The organism is Bowmanella sp. JS7-9, from assembly GCF_004329715.1.
GTDB lineage: Bacteria > Pseudomonadota > Gammaproteobacteria > Enterobacterales > Alteromonadaceae > Pseudobowmanella > Pseudobowmanella zhangzhouensis.
This window is the reverse complement of record NZ_JXSY01000037.1, coordinates 1-20448: the sequence shown is the minus strand read 5'-3', so window position 1 is coordinate 20448 and position 20448 is coordinate 1. Positions and strand designations below refer to the sequence as shown.

General features: G+C 46.9%; 17 protein-coding genes and 4 tRNA genes. 19 read left to right on the top strand and 2 right to left on the bottom strand.

What is annotated here, in order from left to right:
• Positions 1-521: 521 nt before the first annotated feature.
• Both TK45_RS15980 and TK45_RS15975 read right to left on the bottom strand, forming a co-directional pair.
• A complete protein-coding gene (locus TK45_RS15980) occupies positions 522-1628 on the bottom strand; it encodes a nucleotidyltransferase family protein (protein WP_131259842.1) in 1107 nt (368 codons plus the stop codon).
• Positions 1618-2802: a hypothetical protein gene (locus tag TK45_RS15975; protein ID WP_131259841.1), complete on the bottom strand. Its 1185-nt coding sequence runs from the start codon at positions 2800-2802 to the stop codon at positions 1618-1620. Before TK45_RS15975 ends, TK45_RS15980 begins: the two co-directional genes overlap by 11 nt.
• Before the next feature lie 109 nt (positions 2803-2911).
• Here TK45_RS15975 and TK45_RS15970 point away from each other — a divergent pair, with 109 nt between their 5' ends.
• The 19 genes from TK45_RS15970 to TK45_RS15880 all read left to right on the top strand — a co-directional run bounded on the left by TK45_RS15970 (position 2912) and on the right by TK45_RS15880 (position 20350).
• Positions 2912-4192: a lipopolysaccharide biosynthesis protein gene (locus TK45_RS15970; RefSeq protein ID WP_131259840.1), complete on the top strand. Its 1281-nt coding sequence runs from the start codon at positions 2912-2914 to the stop codon at positions 4190-4192.
• Entirely contained in the window at positions 4185-5288 is a 1104-nt protein-coding gene (locus TK45_RS15965) for a glycosyltransferase (RefSeq protein WP_131259839.1), read from the top strand. Before TK45_RS15970 ends, TK45_RS15965 begins: the two co-directional genes overlap by 8 nt.
• Complete coding sequence (gene wzy, locus TK45_RS15960) at positions 5272-6639, top strand: O-antigen polysaccharide polymerase Wzy (protein WP_131259838.1); 1368 nt, start codon at positions 5272-5274, stop codon at positions 6637-6639. Before TK45_RS15965 ends, wzy begins: the two co-directional genes overlap by 17 nt.
• Positions 6636-7814: a glycosyltransferase family 4 protein gene (locus tag TK45_RS15955; protein WP_131259837.1), complete on the top strand. Its 1179-nt coding sequence runs from the start codon at positions 6636-6638 to the stop codon at positions 7812-7814. The genes wzy and TK45_RS15955 overlap by 4 nt, the downstream gene beginning before the upstream one ends.
• Positions 7814-8968 carry a glycosyltransferase family 4 protein gene (locus TK45_RS15950; RefSeq protein WP_174719798.1) on the top strand — a complete coding sequence of 385 codons (1155 nt, stop codon included), beginning with the start codon at positions 7814-7816 and terminating at the stop codon, positions 8966-8968. Before TK45_RS15955 ends, TK45_RS15950 begins: the two co-directional genes overlap by 1 nt.
• Positions 8965-9561, top strand: a complete 597-nt coding sequence (locus tag TK45_RS15945) for a sugar transferase (protein ID WP_131259835.1) — start codon at positions 8965-8967, stop codon at positions 9559-9561. The genes TK45_RS15950 and TK45_RS15945 overlap by 4 nt, the downstream gene beginning before the upstream one ends.
• Positions 9558-10184, top strand: a complete 627-nt coding sequence (locus TK45_RS15940) for an acetyltransferase (protein WP_131259834.1) — start codon at positions 9558-9560, stop codon at positions 10182-10184. The genes TK45_RS15945 and TK45_RS15940 overlap by 4 nt, the downstream gene beginning before the upstream one ends.
• A gap of 22 nt (positions 10185-10206) precedes the next feature.
• Positions 10207-11379, top strand: coding sequence for a DegT/DnrJ/EryC1/StrS aminotransferase family protein (locus TK45_RS15935; RefSeq protein WP_131259833.1), 1173 nt, complete (start codon positions 10207-10209; stop codon positions 11377-11379).
• Positions 11376-13259: a nucleoside-diphosphate sugar epimerase/dehydratase gene (locus TK45_RS15930; protein WP_131259832.1), complete on the top strand. Its 1884-nt coding sequence runs from the start codon at positions 11376-11378 to the stop codon at positions 13257-13259. Before TK45_RS15935 ends, TK45_RS15930 begins: the two co-directional genes overlap by 4 nt.
• A gap of 24 nt (positions 13260-13283) precedes the next feature.
• Positions 13284-14447, top strand: coding sequence for a hypothetical protein (locus TK45_RS15925; protein ID WP_131259831.1), 1164 nt, complete (start codon positions 13284-13286; stop codon positions 14445-14447).
• Positions 14429-14947, top strand: a complete 519-nt coding sequence (locus tag TK45_RS15920) for a polysaccharide biosynthesis/export family protein (RefSeq protein WP_131259830.1) — start codon at positions 14429-14431, stop codon at positions 14945-14947. The genes TK45_RS15925 and TK45_RS15920 overlap by 19 nt, the downstream gene beginning before the upstream one ends.
• Before the next feature lie 4 nt (positions 14948-14951).
• On the top strand, positions 14952-16985 hold the full coding sequence (locus TK45_RS15915) for a polysaccharide biosynthesis tyrosine autokinase (protein WP_131259829.1): 2034 nt from the start codon (positions 14952-14954) through the stop codon (positions 16983-16985).
• A 53-nt stretch (positions 16986-17038) separates the two neighbouring features.
• On the top strand, positions 17039-18034 hold the full coding sequence (gene murB, locus TK45_RS15910; RefSeq protein ID WP_131259828.1) for a UDP-N-acetylmuramate dehydrogenase: 996 nt from the start codon (positions 17039-17041) through the stop codon (positions 18032-18034).
• Complete coding sequence (birA, locus tag TK45_RS15905) at positions 18031-19005, top strand: bifunctional biotin--[acetyl-CoA-carboxylase] ligase/biotin operon repressor BirA (RefSeq protein ID WP_131259827.1); 975 nt, start codon at positions 18031-18033, stop codon at positions 19003-19005. The genes murB and birA overlap by 4 nt, the downstream gene beginning before the upstream one ends.
• Complete coding sequence (locus TK45_RS15900; protein WP_131259826.1) at positions 18986-19723, top strand: type III pantothenate kinase; 738 nt, start codon at positions 18986-18988, stop codon at positions 19721-19723. Before birA ends, TK45_RS15900 begins: the two co-directional genes overlap by 20 nt.
• Positions 19724-19836: 113 nt before the next feature.
• Positions 19837-19912, top strand: a tRNA-Thr gene (locus TK45_RS15895).
• 15 nt (positions 19913-19927) lie between these two features.
• Positions 19928-20012: transfer RNA gene (locus TK45_RS15890), tRNA-Tyr, on the top strand.
• A gap of 177 nt (positions 20013-20189) precedes the next feature.
• Positions 20190-20264, top strand: a tRNA-Gly gene (locus TK45_RS15885).
• A 10-nt stretch (positions 20265-20274) separates the two neighbouring features.
• Positions 20275-20350: transfer RNA gene (locus tag TK45_RS15880), tRNA-Thr, on the top strand.
• Positions 20351-20448: the final 98 nt, after the last annotated feature.

The following is a 20448-nucleotide window of genomic DNA, read 5'->3' as shown; positions in this document are numbered from 1 at the left end:
AAGCGAGGGGCTTTTTTGTTTGTGTATTTAAAATCCAAATCCAATTCTCCTCTTGTTGGATTCTAGAAGTAACTAGGGATGGACGAGTAATAGCGATGTTAAGTCTTTGAATGGAACAAGCAAGGCTCGAACACATGCTTCTGTTCCCAAAGTAACAAAAAGCCCCTCACTGCAGCGAAGGGCTTTAAGTGGAAACTTAATAATGCTGAACTAATCGGGTCAGCCATTAAAAATTAGAAGATTGTTTAATCCCTGTATACACCAACACGAATCAAAATTAGCAGCCAACTTTTCCGTTTCCTCGACAAGACTTCGGCGCAGCGGATGTCTGAGGGCTCATGAGAGCGGTCAATGCTACAGGGGTAATGGCAGCGAGTTTTGCCAATTTCAGCATAGTGTCTCTGCGAGCCTGATTTGGCGAAACATCTTCTTGTTTTTTGTTGTTATCAGCGCGGGCCATCAGGATTCCTCTAAAGTTCTCGTACAATAATACGTAAATACGCAAGTGAAGTGAATAATCCTTAGCGGTTAAGTAATTTGTTTAAGCTTATCTCGAAATGACGAGTTAGGTGCTTAACCCGTCCACGAAAAACAGCAAACCGCTTTTGGTCGCCATATAAACGCAAGATAGTATTTTTGCGATAGCCGTTGATTATTTCTCTTAACGTGAATTGCCATTCAGGCATCTTTAGATTATCCAATAATTGTTTAACGGAAGCATGAAAATGAGAGATGGCGTGTTGAGAGGGGACACTGGTTGTCGAGTAACCAAATAGGAAATTCATCGCAATGTTACCTTGCTCTATGCACCGTCTAACGATTGGGTCATCCCACTGGGTGAGTAATGAAGCCCATGCCTCTGGCCATTTTTGAACATAGGTGTATAAATTGTAGTGCTGCCTCAAATCGATAAATTTGTCTGAATAGGCGCCATCGGCAATCATATGGTGCAAAATATTCATCAATAATTGATGACGAGGTGACAAGACAGAAACGCGTGAATTCTCATATTCCACAAATTCTCTTTCCGCAAATATCTGCGTTTTGTTGAGGTAACTCTGAGCAATTTTTGTTAAAGGTTGGAGATGCAACTCAACATAGAAAGGCGAAGTGGGATGGCGAAATGGGGGAACATGATGGCGTTCAACTCCTTTTGTCGTTAGTGCATGTTGCTCCTGCGTGTAGCCCAGATTAAGAAGTAACTGTGAAGCGTATGCGATGTCTTTTTCATTGAGCAGAATATCTAAATCTGACATGAACACCGGTCCGCTGGTATCTGACACACCATTAAAGAAATTGGCAGCGCCTTTAATCAAAACGTAATCGATATTAGCGTCTTGGAACAATTGGATTATCGAAACACATGCTGATCGCATAGCACTGTGCCGTTCGGCATATGTTAAATAGATATTTAACCCATATTCATAAAGCTCATTATCCCAAAGTTCCTTTTGAGCCAATTTGCACATGTGAAAAAACAAGGGGCCACTCAACCAAACCTGATTGGCAAGGGCAAATAATTCCAAACCTTGTTCAAAGCCCAAATGTCGGGCGACCAGTTCCTGATCACTTAGAACCTCACATAAATCATGGATGTGTTTGGGCGTAAATTGGATGTCAAACGCCATCTGACGCTACCTGATTTTCTAACCAAGATACAACGTCGAGGGCATCACCGTATGTAGCGGTGACGCATCGACTAGCCGTCAGGAGGCTTAAAAGGTCAAGAATGGGCTCGAGGTTATTCAATTCGTGAGCATATTGGTAGCCACTGTTAAGCAACGAAGTGAAGACCTTTAAAGGGCTTATATGGGATGTGCTAAATGTTTGTTTATTGACAAATGTTGGAAATAACACCATTAGGTGCTGATGCTCTTTGGCCTTTGCCAAGCTTAGCGGCCAAATGTATTTCACTGCTCGGCCATCTATTCTTTTTGATGGCGTCTGAGTATGAAAAGTTACATTGTCATCCGCCACAAAATCCCAGCTACCGCTTTTTAAGGCGATGGGAAGTTCAATTGGTAACGTCTTACAATTGCTAACCGTTAACATCTCATCGCTATAAACATGCCAACCTCTTTGAGCCAGCAAATAGGTTAGCGTCGACTTGCCCGAACCAGACACGCCAGGTAACCATAAGGTGATCGAGCCTTTACGCAAACTTGCACCGTGAAAGCAAAAGTCATAGTTACTGGACTGAAATGCAATAATTTGAATTAGGTCTATAAGCTCAGGTAGCAGCTCTGCCTTGCTTAATTGTTGCGAAGCTATTTCACCATTAGCTTTCAGTTGGTAGCAGTCAGTCACTTTAATGACTTCAAGCCTGAAACCTCTTTCTCGTGGCCCGCATTGAACCGGGCTCAATAGATTTGAAATTATTTGTCTTAACTCTGGATCCGGACAAGAGATCAGGAAGGACTGATACGCCACAAAAATGGCAATGTCCCTATTGTTAGCAATAAGCGGGATTCGATTGGTTGTAAAAGAAAAATGCTGCTGTTTAAAGCTCTGCAGGGAAGTGCGATTGTTTAGATGTTCATCTAAACATTGCAGTGCAGCTAATGCGTCTGATTCATTTATTCCCAATGAGATCATTTGTTGGACTATGTGACCCTGGTCTTTATTGCGTTGCTCAGTTAACAACAATAAAGCCAACGTGGACGTGGGGTCTAACGCATAAAGTACGTTGTGCGCCTGATTAACGAGAAGCCCACCTTCGCTATTATAAAAAAAACGTAGGTGTTCAAATGGTAAATGAGCCTCTGAGAAATTGTCGTTGTTGTTCGCTCTTAGTGAGGTCATGCAATTGGTGGCTCTGATTCATGCAACAGCATATTTTTCGTGCTTTGCGAGAGGGTTGCTTTCCATTCAAGGCGTTTTACTATATCGTTTAAAATAAAAAAGAAAAACAGTGAAAGCGCGCTTTTTAACTCATTCAGTCGTCACTCTCATCGCTAATTTGTCATTAGCGTTGAGCAATTGGCTTCTTCTTATCTTCTTAACAAAATTTTTTACAACGAATGATTTGGGACAGGTCGTTATGAGTCTGTCTTTCTTGTCTCCGCTATTCCTATTTTGTAGTTTCAAATTACGTACATTGATTATTGTTAAAGATGAACACCAGTACAGAGCGGATCAATACTTCAATGCACGTTTCTTAAGTAATACGCTGCTACTGGTTCTTTCTCCGTTGCTTGCCGCTATTTTTTTCGGAAGCGGGATTGGCATCGGGATTGTTTTGCTGGTCGCGCTGTACAAGTGGGGCGATGGTTGGTGTGAGCTAAGCTACGCCTATTTACAGTCTGTGGGGCGATTTTCTGAAGTAGCGAAATCTCAGGTCTTCAGGGCACTAATCACTATCACCTGGTTCATAATAAGCGCATGGTTTGAAGTGAACCTGTTCGTCCTATTAGTCGGTTGGTCAGGAGTGACGCTGGGGGTAGCAATAATTGGTATTCGCAAAGTCGCTCTTTTGGAACAAGAAAAGAACTGGCTGGGTTGGGTGCTGGATCTGATAACGCGCACACATCTTTACCGGCGCTCGTTGGCTTTGTATAAGCGATATTTCACGGTTAGCATCGCGTTAATGATGCTGTCTCTGTATGTGTATTTGCCTAATTTCTTTTTAGAAGCGCACTATGGTGTCGAGTTAGCGGGTTACTTCGCGACCTTGAGCTATTTTTTGGTCGCGGGAGCGTTGCTCGTCAATAGCCTGTCTCAGGTGGTTTCTCCAATGCTTGTCGAATTGGCAAGGTTGGAGGCATTCAATTTATTTATTCGCAGGGTCCTTCAACTTTGCCTGTTGGGATGTGTGATAGGAGTTACCAGCGTGCTTGTGGGCGTGTTCGGTGGTGAGTGGATCCTGCGCGTTATTTACAATCAAGGTGCAGCAGAATATGCGGATGAATTGGTGTGGGTACTAGCTGCCGCTGGCGTTCGGTATGTTTACATTTTCGTCGGTACAGGGATGAACGCGTTACGAGATTTTCATTCGCAAACAATTATTTATACATTGGGTACAACTGCCACGATGATTGCGTGTTACCTGCTCATCCCTGCAAGTGGAATCATGGGCGCGGCGTGGGCGATGTTAATAGGCGTGTCTATCGAATTCTTGGGCTTTTTTAGTCGTTTTGGGTGGCTTGTCTGGCAACTAAAACTGGACGCACGAAGAGACGCGGTTAATGTCTGAGACACGAAAGGTTTTACACATATTTGGAATTTTGAATCGCGGTGGTGCGGAAATGCGCACCTTGTCTTTAATTGATGACATGCAGAAATTAGGCAAGTATTTTGATTTTTGCGTGTTGTCTGGCAAACCAGGCGTTTTAGATGAATTAGCTCGGGAAAAGGGTTGTAAGATTCATTACTGCCCACTCGGGCCTCTTTTTATATTCCGTTTTATTGCTCTGTTAAAACGCGAACGCTATGACATTGTTCACTCTCATGTTTCATTGGTTTCAGGGTTCATCCTTTTTCTGGCTAAGCTGGCAGGTGTGCAAGTTAGAATTGCACACTTCCGCAACACCATCGATGTGGCGTCTCCTGGTAGGTTGCGAATCTGGCGCGATAAGATACTAAAAACGATGTTGTTGCGTAGCGCGAATAAAATACTGGCGGTATGTGAGGCTGCGTTTGACCTTAAATGGTCATCTGAGTGGCGGCATAATGACCGTTTTAGGGTTGTTTATAACGGTTTTGAGCTTCCAGAACTGGAGTGTCAACAAGCTTTTTGGGCATCACATATTGCGTCTTTTTCACCGCACCCAATTGTTTTGCATGTTGGGAGAATGGATGAGCCTAAAAACCATCTACGACTGATAAAAATGTTTGCCCGTTACCATCAATTATTCGGCCCGGCATATATGGTGTTTGTTGGCAGGGAGCAGCAGGACGTTAAGCAGCAATTGTTAACGTACATAGAACAGGCGAACCTTGGCCCTTGGGTCTACTTTGTCGGCGAACAAAAGGATGTGCTGCCTTTTATGGCCAACGCAAATGTATTGCTCTTTCCGTCCAAATGGGAAGGGTTACCGGGTGTTGTCATAGAGGCGTCTAGCGTAGGTCTGCCGGTACTTGGATCCGATATCCCTGGCATTTGCGAGATTGCCAGATACTTGTCGAATGTGGAAATTGAGTCATTAAGCAATTCCGATGAGGTTTGGGCGGCACGTTTAAACGACGTGATACACAAAGAACATTCGCCGGAAGGTATTCGTCGCGAATTTACTAATAGTCCGTTTTTGCTATCCCAAAACATTGAGCACCTAAATGGAATTTATCAATAACCACGCGCTATTCCGTAAGGCGGTAGGGATTTGGTTGATCCTGTTAACGGCGAGCGTTGTCCTCGGTGCGTATTTGGGAGCCTTTGAAGCGCCAAGAAATGAGTTAAATGTTCTGTCTGGGCTGGTAATCGTCCTTTTAGGTGCGGTGTTACTTAAAACGTTGCCCAGAGGAGGATGGTCAATATGCTTTATATTTTTCACCGCGTTTGCCGTGTTTCACATGGGCTTAATACTGGCGGATTTGGTCGGTGGTATTACAGATCCGCAAATTCTGTATGTAATCAGCTTCTGGTATGACCGTCCAGAAACAGAGAATGCTGTTCATTTGGTCAATTTAGCCCTTATAGGATTTAGTCTTGCCGCGATTTTATTTTCATCACCTTCGCAAAACACCACAACCTCAACGCCGATTAATCCCAGCCAGTTGACCCGAATTTATCACCTGGCTGGTCTGTTTCTGGTCGCGATGGTCGGCCTGTTTTTTCTGATTGGCTTAGGCACAGGTGTTCTAGGATCCTATGGTGCTTATCTAGCGACACTGCAAGCCGTGCCGATTTTGGGGACGGTATTTGCTTATTTGTATTTGTTTATTGGCATTGGGCTGGTGTTGTTAAGCGTCACATATCGGAGAGGATTTCCGCCTTGGTACTTTGTTGCCTTCGCGTTGTGGGCGCTTATTGCATTCAAACTGGGATTGCGAGGAGAGGTGATGTTCCCGGCGACTTCTGCTCTTTGCATGTTAGGAAGACGTGGCGCTCCGGTAAAAGCAACGACAATGGTTGCAGGTATTTTCGTTTTTCTGATCGTCACTGGCATTGTAAAAAATGCACGAATTTCTGGTGATTACTCACAAATAGATAGTATCAATCCGATGAATGCCGTGGCGGAGATGGGCTCAAGTCTTCGGGCTGTGGAAGAAGTAGTGCGCTGGCGCAAAGAAGAGGAACGCTTGTTGATGGGAGGGAGTTATTGGGTGCCGATAGAGCGTCAACTCGCATTGGTTATTCCCGGGCTTGAACGGATTCCCGCAAATGAAGATCCGCGCATGCTTAACCTCGTTGTGCAGGAGCGTGCGGGTCCCATAGGTTTCTCCCCTGTAGCGGAAGCATATTTGAACTTTGGCGAGCTAGGGGTACCGATCGTCCTGTTTTTATTCGGCGCGTTATTAGCTTCATTTGATAATCGCCAGGCTGAAACTCGTCAGGATTTGCGGATTGGCGTCATTCTGGTGCCTCTTTTCGTTATGATCCGTAACAGTTTCACTCCAGTCCCGGTGCAAATATTAATCGGCCTGATTATGGTGAGTGGATTACTTTATGTCACGTCGCGCAAAGGGAGTGAGCGACCTTGAAGTTATTAGTTGTATGTGAATTCCGCTTTATGCGCACCCCAGATGGTAAAACCTGGACAACCAGTGCTTTTGCTCATGGCTTCTGGGAGCGATATCTTGTTGTGTTCGATGAAGTGTTGGTTGTTGCCAGAGTAAATCAGGCAGAACGTAAAGATCCTCAATGGGTAAGGGCAGATGGGGAAAAAGTGACTATATCCGCGTTGCCCTACTATGTAGGTTTGGCTGGATTACTTGGTAATTTGTTTAAATTACGCGGCATTGCCAGGCGACATAGTCAGCACGCTGATGCCATTTTATTTCGGGTACCGTCTCAAACCGCCATGTTAACTATTCCTTGTCATGGCTTTGGCTCTAAAGGTTATGCTCTTGAGGTAGTCGGTGACCCGGCAGATGTGTTTGCCGCGGGGATTACTAACCGTTGGCTGGACAAAGTGCTCGGATGGGCAAGTGCGTCAATGTTGCGCTATATGGTCAAGCGTGCGCATAGTGTTAGTTATGTCACCCAAGCTTACCTGCAGGCCAAATACCCTGCGCGGATGTCCTGTACTGTCGGTCATTATTCGAGTATTGAACTTCCGGATAACTGGTTTGCGCCCTTCCCCCGTAAGTATCTTAAACCTGCGACGCGAATATTGTTTATCGGTTCTTTCGGTCAACTTTACAAAGGACAGGATGTTTTAATACGGGCAATTGCCCAACTTAAAAATCAGGGCGTCACGCTAAATCTCACAATGTTGGGGGACGGTGTATATCTGCAGCCAATGCGACAGCTCGCTGCGGATTTGGGCATCGAAAAGCAGGTAATGTTTGTGGGTGAAGTAAAAGCGGCCAACGTGCGGGAGTATCTCAACGCGGCTGAAGTGTTTGTTATGCCTTCCAGAACAGAGGGACTGCCGAGGGCGTTGATAGAAGCGATGGCGACTGCACTACCGGCGATTGGTACGTTTGCAGGTGGGATCCCTGAATTATTGCCGCCAGAAAGATTATACCCAGCAGAAGATATTGATATGCTTGCACAAAAATTAGTCGAGTTATGTACGGATTTGCACGCCCTAAACGCGGACTCGGCACGTAATTTACAGGCTGCGGCTGATTACCGAAAAGACACCTTAGTACAGCGACGCACGAGGTTTTACCAAAGCGTGGCAGAAAATAGTCGGAAATTAGAAAAATAATGCGTGTTTTACATTTATTAAAAACCTCCGTCGGTGCTAGTTGGGCTTTGCGTCAAACCCGTGAATTGGTCCGGGCGGGCATTGAGGTTCATCTCGCAATACCTCATGGGCCTATGGTTGAAAAGTATCGACAGGCGGGTGTGCATGTCCATATCTTTGATCCTGCATTGGACATTGTCCGCCCTTGGCGAAATATCGCAAAGGGTCGTCAGTTACGTGCGCTAGTTAAGAAAATAAATCCGGATATTATTCACAGCCATTTTGTTGCAACCACCCTTTTAATGCGAGTGGCCCTGCGGCGGATTGCAATTCCGCGTATTTTTCACGTTCCTGGGCCATTGCATTTGGAACATAGACTTTTCCGGGCAATGGATTTGTATTCCGCACAATCCAGTGACTATTGGTTGGCGTCCTGTAAGTGGACTCAGCAGCACTACAGTCAGTCTGGCATCACCCCTGCCCGGGTAGGGCTGGCCTATTACGGCGTGGATGAAGGTGATTTCAGCTTTATCGATAACCCCGCATCGACACTAAAGCAAGAGTTGGGAATGGGACCTGACGATCCGTTAATTGGTATGGTGGCTTATTTTTATGCCCCGAAACGTTATCTGGGGCAATCCAGGGGGTTGAAAGGACATGAAGACCTAATCGACGCATTAGCCATCGTAAAACAACGAATTCCAGGCGTGAAATGTGTGTTTGTTGGTGGACCATGGGGAAATGCTCAGCACTATTTCGAGCAGGTTCAAGCATACGCGCGGCATAAGGTTGGTGATGCCTGTGTTTTTTTGGGGTTACGTCATGATGTTCCTGCACTTTATCCGCAGTTCGATCTGGCTGTACATCCGTCTCATTCAGAAAATGTTGGGGGGGCGGTTGAGTCAATGTATGCCCGTATTCCCACCATAACGACCAATGTAGGTGGGTTTCCTGATTTAGTCGTTGAAGGGGAAACAGGTTATTTAGCCCGTGTACAGGATCCAAAAGATTTAGCAGACAAAATCATTCAAGCCCTGACACATTCGGAGCAGTGCCAAGCCATGGTTGAAAAGGCGCATGAAAGAGTGCGAGAGGTCATGAATGTTAAACACAACGCACAAGAAGTGTTGAGTTATTATCGTCAGGTATTAGGTCAACAGGAGAACGTCGCATGAAACGTGTAATGGATATTGTGATTTCATTATGCGCGTTAATCGCGTTAATGCCTGTTCTACTAGTTGTTGCATTGTTGGTTCGTATCAATCTGGGAGGCCCAGTGCTATTTCGCCAGCAAAGACCCGGATTAAAAGGCAAGCCGTTTTTTATGCTCAAATTTCGGTCTATGACTGATGCCAGAGACGAGCAGGGACAGTTGCTGAGTGATGAAATGCGCCTGCCAAAATTCGGTCAGGTACTGCGTTCAACCAGTTTAGATGAGCTTCCCGGTTTACTGAGTGTGCTCAAGGGAGACATGTCGATAGTAGGGCCCAGGCCATTGTTGATGGAATACCTTCCTCTTTATAGTGCTGAGCAAGCCCGTCGCCATGATGTTAGACCGGGTATTACAGGTTGGGCGCAGGTAAATGGTCGAAATACACTCTCGTGGGAACGAAAATTCGAGTTCGATGTTTGGTATGTAGATAATCGCAGCATTTGGCTAGATATAAGGATTATGTGGCTGACGTTTTTAAAAGTTATCCGGCGCGCTGATATTAACCAACAAGGTCAAGCTACCATGGAAAGATTTAAGGGCAGTCAGCAAGCATGAGTAGATTAATTATTATTGGAGCAGGAGGGCATGGCAAAGTTGCTGCAGATTGTGCAGAGGCAATGCAATGCTTTGATTCTATTGCTTTTTTGGATGTAGATACATCACGAAGTCGTGTTGCTAACACGTGGGATCTATTGGGACATGCAGATGACTGGCGTAACTTTAACGATTCAGATGTTTGTTGGTTTGTGGCAATCGGGAACAATCAAATTCGTCGTCGCGAGCTTGAACAAATATTATCCACTGGTGCAGATGTCGTTACTCTGATTCACCCTGGCGCAGTTGTTAGTCCTTACTCACAAATTGGCTTAGGGACATTGGTGTGTGCAAATTCTGTTATAAATCCATTTACCCAAATAGGCATAGGCTGTATCTTGAACACCGCATCCAGCATTGATCACGATAACGTTATAGGGGACTTCGTCCATATAGCACCGGGCTGCCACCTGGCTGGTGATGTTCAGGTTGGAAATGGGTCATTTTTGGGAATCGCTACGACTGTGATTCAGGGGCTGAAAATAGGCCAAAATGTGCGAACCGGCGCGGGTAGTGTGGTGGTCAGGGATATTCCGAACGATGCGTTTGCGCTGGGTGTACCAGCGAGAATTAAAGATAAATAAAAATAAATAATCAGAGATCACTATGTTAAATGGTCCATTTTCACCTTGGCCAAGTTTCGATGAGGCCGAAGTTAATGCTGTCTCAACGGTATTACGTTCAAATAAAGTCAATTACTGGACAGGGCATGAAGCACGCGACTTTGAAAAAGAGTTTGCCGCTTATATAGGTACTGATTACGCGATTGCGTTGATGAATGGTACGGTGGCTCTGGACGTATGCTGGCAAGCGCTTTCACTGCCTCCCGGCTCTGAGGTGATTGTTACATCACGTACATTCCTGGCGTCAGTCTCTTCTATCGTATTAGCGGGGTTAATCCCCGTGTTTGCTGATGTCGATGCGGATACGCAAAATATCAGTGTGAAGACAATTACCCCCCTTATAAACAAGAATACATCCGCCATATTGTGTGTGCACCTGGCTGGCTGGCCTTGTGATATGGCTGGCATTATGGCGTTAGCCGAACAACACAATCTAAAGGTGGTAGAAGATTGTGCACAGGCGCATGGTGCGGCAATTGATGGTCAAATGATTGGTAGTTTTGGGCATATGGCCGCCTGGTCGTTTTGTCAGGATAAGATCATGACGACAGGTGGCGAAGGAGGCATGGTCACCACCAGTGATAAGGGGGTGTGGGAGCGCGCCTGGTCTTTTAAAGACCATGGCAAATCGTTCTCAGCGGTATATGAAAAAGAACATCCGCCAGGTTTTCGGTGGGTGCATGAGTCATTCGGTACTAACTGGCGAATGACTGAGATTCAGGCAACAATCGGACGCTTACAAGTGCGGAAGATGCCTGAGTGGACGCGTATTCGTAACCAATACGGACAACAGATCCAGCAAGCTGCTCAGCAGGTCGGGCTCTACGTGCCACAAATCCCGACTAATATCACGCACGCGTTTTACAAATGCTATGTGTTTGTTAATCCATCAAATTTAAAGCCTGGCTGGGATCGCGACCGTATTATCCATCATATCAACGAGTTACACGTTCCGTGTTTCAGCGGCTCATGTAGCGAGGTGTATCGGGAAAAGGCTTTTGATAATACATCACTGCGTCCAGCAGAACGCTTACCCGTTGCCCAGCAACTCGGTGATACCAGCTTGATGTTCCTATGCCACCCAACCTTAACTCAAGCAGAAATCGATAAAACGTGCGACGCGATAAAAGCAGTAATGCAGGAGGCGCTCGCATGATCCATCTGGCCAGCATTTTTAGATTACCGTCGGGCGTAAAGCTTTCCATTGCCGTGCTGTGGGATGTTAGCAATCTGGCATCAGCTGTATTGCTGGCTTACTGGATTCGTTTGGGAATAGGGTCTGATTACCCTTCTCAACCTGAATATGTAGCCCACGGTTTGATTATTTTGATGACAATAATGTTACTGGTTGTCAGTGGGCATTACCTGCACGTTGTTCGTTACATTACACCGATGGCGATCGCCAAGTCACTGGGCATATTAGCGTTTTCTGCACTGGTGATGGTTGTAAGTGGGTACGCGGCGGATGTGTTTGTGCCATTAAGTGTTCCGGTCATCTTCTGGACTTTGGCTGGCATCCTGATGATGGGGCCAAGATTATTAATTCACGCTGCTGTGAATAGTGTCGGGGCGCGCTCAAAGGAGCGCTGTCTGATTTATGGCGCAGCGGATACGGGACGGACACTGGCGGTTACCCTTAAACAGAATGCTGACTTATTACCCGTGGCATTTATTGATGATAAGGGCTTGTATCAGGGTAAAAAAATACTTGGGTTGCAGGTCCATGGTCGCGAAGATATTCCGCGGTTGGTGAAAAAATACAACGTGACCAAAATGTTGCTGGCAGTACCACACACTTCAGTAGCAAGACGTAAACAATTAATCAGAGAGTTAGAGCCTTTCGCACTGGAATTGAAGTCTGTTCCCAGCGTAACAGACCTCGTATCAGGCAAGAGTAAAATCAATGACTTGAAAGAGATTCAGATCGAAGAATTGCTTGGCCGTGAGCCTGTGCCTCCCATCGAGTCTCTGATGTCACCGAATATCACCGGCAAATGCGTCATGGTTACCGGTGCTGGTGGCTCAATTGGAAGTGAGCTTTGTCGCCAAATCGCCAAGGTAAATCCAGAGTCACTTGTTCTGTTTGAAATCAGCGAATTTAACTTGTATCAGATAGAATCGGAACTGCGTCGAAAGTATCCAACGTTACCGGTTTACCCTGTGCTGGGTACCATTCAGGACTCGGCAGTTATTCGCGATACTCTGGCCAAATACCGAATTAATACCATCTATCATGCGGCGGCCTATAAACACGTACCCATGGTTGAATGTAATATCATGATGGGTATTCGCAACAACATTTTTGGAACGGCTAACGTTGCGTTGATTGCTGCTGAATTTCAGGTTGAGAAGTTTGTGCTGGTTTCAACGGATAAGGCCGTTAGACCAACCAACATAATGGGCGCAACCAAACGTTTCGCGGAGCTCTATGTGCAGGGCATCGCGGAGTTGGGAACTGCTACAGAATACGCCATTGTGCGCTTTGGTAACGTTTTAGGCTCAAGTGGTTCGGTTGTTCCTTTGTTTTCGCAGCAACTGCTTAAAGGTGGCCCGATTACGGTCACTCATCCCGATATTATTCGCTATTTCATGACAATTCCTGAGGCGGCACAACTGGTCATTCAGGCTGGTACTATGGGCAAAGATGGCGAAGTGTTTGTGCTCGACATGGGAGAGCCGGTGCGAATCGCCGATTTGGCAACGAAAATGGCCCACTTGATGGGGCTAAGTATCAAAAGCCAATTACATCCGGATGGTGAGATAGAAATGGAATTTACCGGCTTACGGCCGGGTGAAAAATTGTATGAAGAGCTGCTGATTGGCGATGCCGAAACAAAAACGTCTCATCCTCGTATTATGGGCGCGAATGAAGTGAAGCTGCCATTTGAAGAGGTTGTTATGCTCATGGACCAGTTAAATTTCAAATTGGTCAAACGAGATGAAGAAGGCGCGTTAAACATATTGAGAGAAGCACCGTTAGCGTATCGTCCGAATCCGCCTGAAGATGTCAGGATTGCAGTCGATAAAGCAAGTTAGAACAAGAAAAAAGAATTAATCATCATGCGCTTTAGAGCAGTGTTACTGTTGGCTGTCTTCTCTCATGTAACGATGGCAGAAACGGAATTTAATCGCGACGCAGCAGGGCTGCGAGTGAGTCTGATCTCTCGTATAACGGATAACTACAATCCCTCCGTGTCACCTGAATCAAACGGTTTGCTGTGGGGTGCCAACGCAAACGGCAGTTTTATGCTGTCAGGTGAAGGTATTGATACGCAATTCAGTTATTCTGCTCAGCGTTTTCAAGCTAAGGAGCAAGGTGAGCCGTTAACTGGTGATCAGACTTATGATCAGTATCGATTAGAGTTAGCCACCCGTCTTTATTTACAGCGAAATGTGCATTGGACGCTTGCACTAAATAATGATGTAGAGGATCAGGAACTGGGTACGGGGTTATCCAGTATTCGTAGTCATGCGGTCCTTTCTCCTGACACCCGTAAAAATCAGCAGATTAATTCACAGCTGATGGTTGGCAATGAGCGCGGTAAAGTCGAGGGGCACGTCAGTATTTCCAAAGTAAGATACGACTCCGCCAACGACTATGTTGCTTTCTTTGAGCGTGATGAGCGCGTCGTTAAACTCTCTGCACAGTTGCAGTTCCATGAAGACCTGTATGCTGAAAGTATTTTAAGTTGGCGCGAAGATGACTTTGTTAATCCTTTGCGAAGCGACATGCGATCTTACGAATGGTTACTGGGTAGCCGCTGGCAACTTTCAGGAAAGTCAGGATTGCGGGGGCTGGCTGGGCAATATCGTGTCTCTTTAGATGATGGCTATCAGCAAACCGGGTTGAGCTGGTTAGCAGAATATGACTACCACCTCAGCGAAAACTGGTATGTGGCTGCTCGCTCATCAAAAAATACCGTAGTGGGTGAAAATGAGGAAAGCGATGTCAGTGTCAGGACGTCTTATAACATCCGAACCGCATACAATCTATCTGAGCGCTGGCAAATAGAAATTAGCTGGCAACAGGAAAAGACCGATTATACGTTGGGCGAACAACATGAATTGCTGCACGGCAAAAAAGGGCTGGCAGTCTTGAATTATGAATTTGATACCAACAACCAAATCAGTTTGTCTGTAGAACATTTCCAGACGGAACGGAGGGCGACGTTGCCTGTGTTTGATCAATCTACTCTGGAAATAAAATGGCGACACGAGTTTTAAGTTTTATTGCGTGTATTGCGTTTAACTCGTTCACTGCGTTTGCCTCCCAGGATGCCGTCATCAGTGTCGGTGATGATATCAGTGTAAGCGTATACAATGAGCCAGATTTATCCGTCAAAGCAAAGGTTGATCAACGTGGCGCGATACAACTTCCTTTAATTGGTTGGATAGCCGTTGCAGGGCTGTCGACTGAACAGGTAAGCGAAAATATTACCGAGCGCTTGAAAGATGGCTACCTGGTTAACCCTTCCGTGATCGTCAAAATTGATGCCCATCTTCCCGTCTATGTAAATGGTGAAGTGCGCAAACCCGGCGCATTCGTTTACACCGTTGGTTTAACCGTTGATCAAGCGGTAGCGCTTGCTGGCGGATTAAAGGATCGTGCCTCCAGAGACAAATGGTATGTACTGCGCGGGGTCGAAAAGAGACGCATCAAAGTATCCGGGGACATGTTGTTGATGCCCGGAGACACGTTAGAAATCGCTGAGAGCTTGTTTTAATTTTATGTCTGTGCCCACCAACACCAGAGAATCATCTGCAAATTTCGATTTGTTCGATCTGTTACAGCTTATCTGGAATCGTAAGTTCAGTATTTTGTTGTTAGCTATCTGTTTGATGGCGCCAGGCTTTTATTACGTAATGCAATTGCCAAAAGAGTACACAGCCACCGGCAGTATATTATTGGCCAGCGGTGCGCCTAATATTGCGCATCCAGCCGTTAACTTTATGCCCGATTTTGCCGATGACCGCCTAGATACCTACATGGAGTTTATCGATTCTCGACAGTTTCTCGCAAAAGTGGTCAAAGAAATGGGGCTGGCCAGTAAATTCAATCTAGAGGGTAATGAAGAAGAACGCGAAGCTCATGCGATTGATATTTTAGATGCGCGTTTGCAGGTCAGTCAGATTAAAAGCACGGAAATGCTGAAGGTCAGCTATAGCGATCCCTCGCCGCGTTTGGCGGCGGAAATTGTTAATCATATCGGCCCGTCCTTTTTTGACTTTTATGACCAAATGCAGCGCCAACGCGTAAGTGATTCCACTGTGCGGCTTAATGTGCAAGTCAGTGAGTTGAATGAACGCGTTGTAACGGCTGAACAAAAATTACAGGAATATCTGGATCAGAACGCGATTATTGACGTTGACGCGCAGTCTGACTTAATACAAACCAAAATCAGTACTTTGATGCGAGAAATGCTGAGCAATGATCGTTCATTGTCTGAACTCACGCAAACCCGACAGATGGTTGGTGACCTACCGACGAAAGAGTTACTCAAATCGGTTTCCTGGATAGCAGAAAACCCTTTGGTTCAGGAAATTCTGCGTCAGGTATTGTTGCAGGAAAAAAAATTGGCGGAAGTTGCCAAGCGCTATCTTCACAAGCATCCCAAATACATCACGGAGAAATCCAGCCTTGACTCGCTGAACGCTCAATTAGATGAACGGGTGAAACAAATTGCCGGTTCAATACAGCAGAAAATTGCTCAGTTAAATAGTCGTCAGGTGCAGTTGGAAGCAGATATAGCGAAGGAAAAATTGGCATTGAGCGAACTCAGTCGCCAACAGGTTGAACTGGCAAAATTGAACAAGGAAGTCGAGTCCGCGCATACTCTGTACGAATTATTTTTGTCCCGCTTGCAGGAGTCTGAAGTGCTGAAGGATACCGGGCAGGATGTGCAATTCGCTGTGGTTGATTACGCCATCGTACCCCAATATCCAGCAAAGCCGCGGACGAAATTGTTATTTGCGATGATTGCATTTATGGCTTTGGCGACAAGCGCAGCATTTTGGGTGATGTTACAACTGCTGAATAACAAGCTAGGGCGCTTGCACATGGTTGTGAAGCGATATGGCGTATCAGTGCTTGCGCACTTGCCCAAAGAGAGATCCCGGGGTCAGATTTTGCTGAGCTCCAAAGGTGAAACAAGTCACATTTTCGCAGAAGCAATTCGGGAAATTCGTACCTCTTTGTTGCTAGCCGCGGAAACTAAAAAACGGCGTCTGATTGCGATTACGTCTATACAAAAAGGCCATGGCAAAGCCACAGTCGCGGCAAATTTGGCACAATCGTTTAGTAATATGGAACCTGTAATGTTGTCCGATGTAGATTTACAGGATCCATCTATTGCCAGTGCATTTGGTTTACCTGCACGTCACCCGGGCATTCGTGATTTGTTAGAGGGCGAGAGCAAATTTACTCAATGCGTGCACTACGAGAATAACGGACGACTTGCCGTGTTGGCGGCAGGACGGCCGACAAGCGATCCGGCAGCACTATTATCGACGGCAAAAGCGCGATTATTGTTGGCGAAATTGGCAGGCCTGTATAAACGTATCGTACTTGATGCGCCACCGGTGCATTCAATTAGTGACGCATTGCTGCTTTCCAAGATCAGTACCGGTATTGTACTGGTGTGTGATGTGGATAAAACCACCCCGGAGCGCTTGTCTGAAACCTTGGCGATCTTCCAGGAAACCAATGCTCCGCTGTTAGGGGTGGTGTTCAATCGCGTGCGCGCAGTTAAGCGGGCGCGCTAAATTTCAAACAGTCATGTTACACTCTGGCTAATGCCAACCAGTTGTTTATTAATGTGATTCAGTTATCTACCCGCCATACCTTCGGTTTATCTTCCTGTGCGCAGGCCGAGGTCGTGTTGTCGTCTCTTGAGCAGGTCGTAGCCTGGTGCAAGCAACCCCGTGATCATTTTTATATTCTCGGCGGTGGCAGTAACAGCATATTCGTTGAGGATTATCCTGGCTGCATCGTGCAGGTGGCATTACGCGGTATTGAATTAACCGAGCGTGAAGATAGCTGGCAATTGCGTGTTGCCGCGGGCGAGAACTGGCATCAGCTGGTGGCCTGGAGTATTGAGCAAGGTATTAATGGGTTGGAAAATCTGGCGTTGATCCCCGGTACAGTCGGTGCGGCGCCAATCCAGAATATTGGTGCCTATGGCCGTGAAGTGGCCGACTTTATCGCGATGGTGGATGCGGTGGAGATAGGCAGTGGTAAACCATTGCAGTTTAGCAATCAGGCCTGCCAGTTCGGTTATCGTGACAGCGTTTTCAAGCAGCAGTGGGCTAACCGTTGCCTGGTTACCGCCGTCACTTTTGAGCTGCCTAAACAGTGGCAGGCGCAAATCAATTATGCAGGGTTAGACACGCTGGATAAGCCCGATGCAGCAACTATTTTTGCCAAGGTGATTCGGGTGCGCCAACAAAAGCTACCGGATCCGGCCGTGCAGGGAAATGCCGGTAGCTTCTTCAAAAATCCGGTGGTTGACGCTCAGGTATTTAATACGCTGCAACATGATTTTGTCAGCATCCCACACTACGTGCAGGCGGATGGGCAGATTAAGATCCCGGCAGCGTGGCTCATCGATCAGTGTGGCTTTAAGGGTCAAACCCGCGGTGGGGTAATTTGCCACCCGAATCAGCCGTTAGTTTTAGCCAATAATGGTAGTGCTAAAGGCGATGACGTGGTGGCCTTTGCCCGCGAAATCCGCGATACGGTATGGAACAGATTCGCCATTCTGTTGGAAAACGAAGTGCGCCTGGTTGGCCGGCATGGACTCATTACCCTATGAGCGCCCGTGGTGAACAGGTCCGCAGTGAAATAATCCACATTCTGGCTGATGGAGCGTTTCACTCAGGTCAGCAATTAGGTGAGCGTCTGGCCATCAGTCGGGTGGCGATAGCCAAACATGTGGCCACCTTGGCGCAATTGGGTCTGGAAGTGCATTCCCTCACCGGTAAAGGCTACCGGCTTGCTCATCCCCTTACCCTTTTAGATGAACAGCACATAAAGCACCACTTGCATCGCCCGGATACCCCCTTAAACCTGCATCATGTGGTGGGCTCCACCAATGACATCATTAAACAGCAGATTGGTCACTGGCCAAGCGGGGCGGTGTGTCTTGCTGAAGCACAAACGGCCGGACGTGGCCGACAAGGTAAGAGTTGGCTGTCACCTTTCGCCAGTAGCTTATATCTGTCGATGTATTGGAATTTTACCCTGGGCTATCAGCAAATTAGTGGCCTGAGTCTGGTGGTCGGGGTGGCGATCGCCTCTACCCTCAAGCGTTTGAATATCAACAATGTCGGGCTGAAGTGGCCTAATGATGTCTATGTGAACGGCAAAAAAATCGCCGGCGTGCTGGTGGAACTGGAGGGACAAGTCGGCGGAGAGTGTCACGCTATTATCGGTACCGGCCTCAATATTCGGTTACCTCAGCAGGCCGAGCAAATCGATCAGCCGTGGACGGATGTGGCGAATGAATTGTCGGGTGAGGTTGACCGCAATCAGCTTTGTGCCAATCTCATTAACGAATTACAGCGTTGTTTAACAGACTTTGAGGCAAGGGGCTTTACTCCCTTGCTAGAACAGTGGCGTGCGTTTGATTATCTGGCTGACCAGCCGGTGAGCTTGTTAGCCGGTCAACAGGTCATTGAAGGGGTTGCCCGCGGAGTGAACAACCAAGGCGCACTGCTAATTGATACGCCAAGCGGTCAGCGTACATTCTATGGAGGAGAGGTGAGTGTCAGACGCCGTACTTAAGCTGTTGATCGATGTGGGCAATAGCCGGGTCAAATATGGCCTGACCGACGGCCAGCATATTGTCGCCACCGGCATGGTTGATGATATGGCACAGTGGCTACCGCTTTGTGAGCGGGTCAATCAGGTTTATCTGGCTTCAGTCGGTCAGCCTGAGAAGGTTGAACAACTTCGCACGCTGTTCTCGCAACAATCCATCCCCGTCGTTGAGGTAGCCAGCCAGTCACAGTTTGGCGAATTGAAAAACGCGTATCTTGATGCTGGTAAATTAGGTGTCGATCGCTGGCTGGCGATGCTCAGCTGTCGTCATGGGTATAAAGGTAATTTTGCGGTGCTGGATTTTGGTACGGCGATGACCTGTGATTTTGTGCTGGCCAGTGGTCAGCACCTCGGTGGCTGGATAGCACCGGGCTTTCAAACGATGCACGGCGCGCTGTTTGCAAAAACAACGCTGCCCCACAGTACATTACCGGATTTGCTCGACACAACACCTGCACGTCAAACCCAGGGGGCGATTTATAATGGCTGCCTGGCGGCGATGAATGGTTTGATTCGCGAAGCAGAATATCAGTTGAGCTTACATGAAGGCGAATATCGGCTTTATGTGACTGGTGGCGATGCCAGATATCTGCCGATTGAACAAAACCCACGGGTATTTGCCGCCAATGAAGCGGTTTTATTTGGTCTGCATTTGCTTGCAAGTGCCGATTTCGCGGAATAATTGCTCGAATTGTTTGCAAAGTGAGCGGTTGAATCAAAAAACACGATTTTTTCCAAATTTACTATTGCGCTGCCAAAAGAGTTTCTCTAAAATCCGCACCCACTTGATGCACGGCCGGCTTAGCTCAGTTGGTAGAGCAACTGACTTGTAATCAGTAGGTCGCCAGTTCGATTCCGGCAGCCGGCACCATCATCAAGTAACTCTGGAGGGGTTCCCGAGTGGCCAAAGGGAGCAGACTGTAAATCTGCCGGCACTGCCTTCGATGGTTCGAATCCGTCCCCCTCCACCATATTACCGGTATCGGCAATAGCGGATACCCGCACTGAAAAGTGCACCAGCAAGCATCGCCAAGGCGATGCTTTGTTGTGAAAGCAAGTAATAACTTGCTGGTGTGACAGAGTGGCGACGCGCAATTCTACACCCAAAAAGTTTTCTTGGGATGAGGTGGCCTCAAGAGATTAGGATCGCGGGCATCGTATAATGGCTATTACCTCAGCCTTCCAAGCTGATGATGCGGGTTCGATTCCCGCTGCCCGCTCCAATATATCAGTGCTGATATAGCTCAGTCGGTAGAGCGCACCCTTGGTAAGGGTGAGGTCGGCAGTTCGAATCTGCCTATCAGCACCACTTCTCTGCTCCTTCATTCCCTGTTTCGGGCAACCGAAAACCTTTAACTTCACTGTAATTGCTTGGGAATGAAAAACAATGGCAAAAGAAAAGTTTGA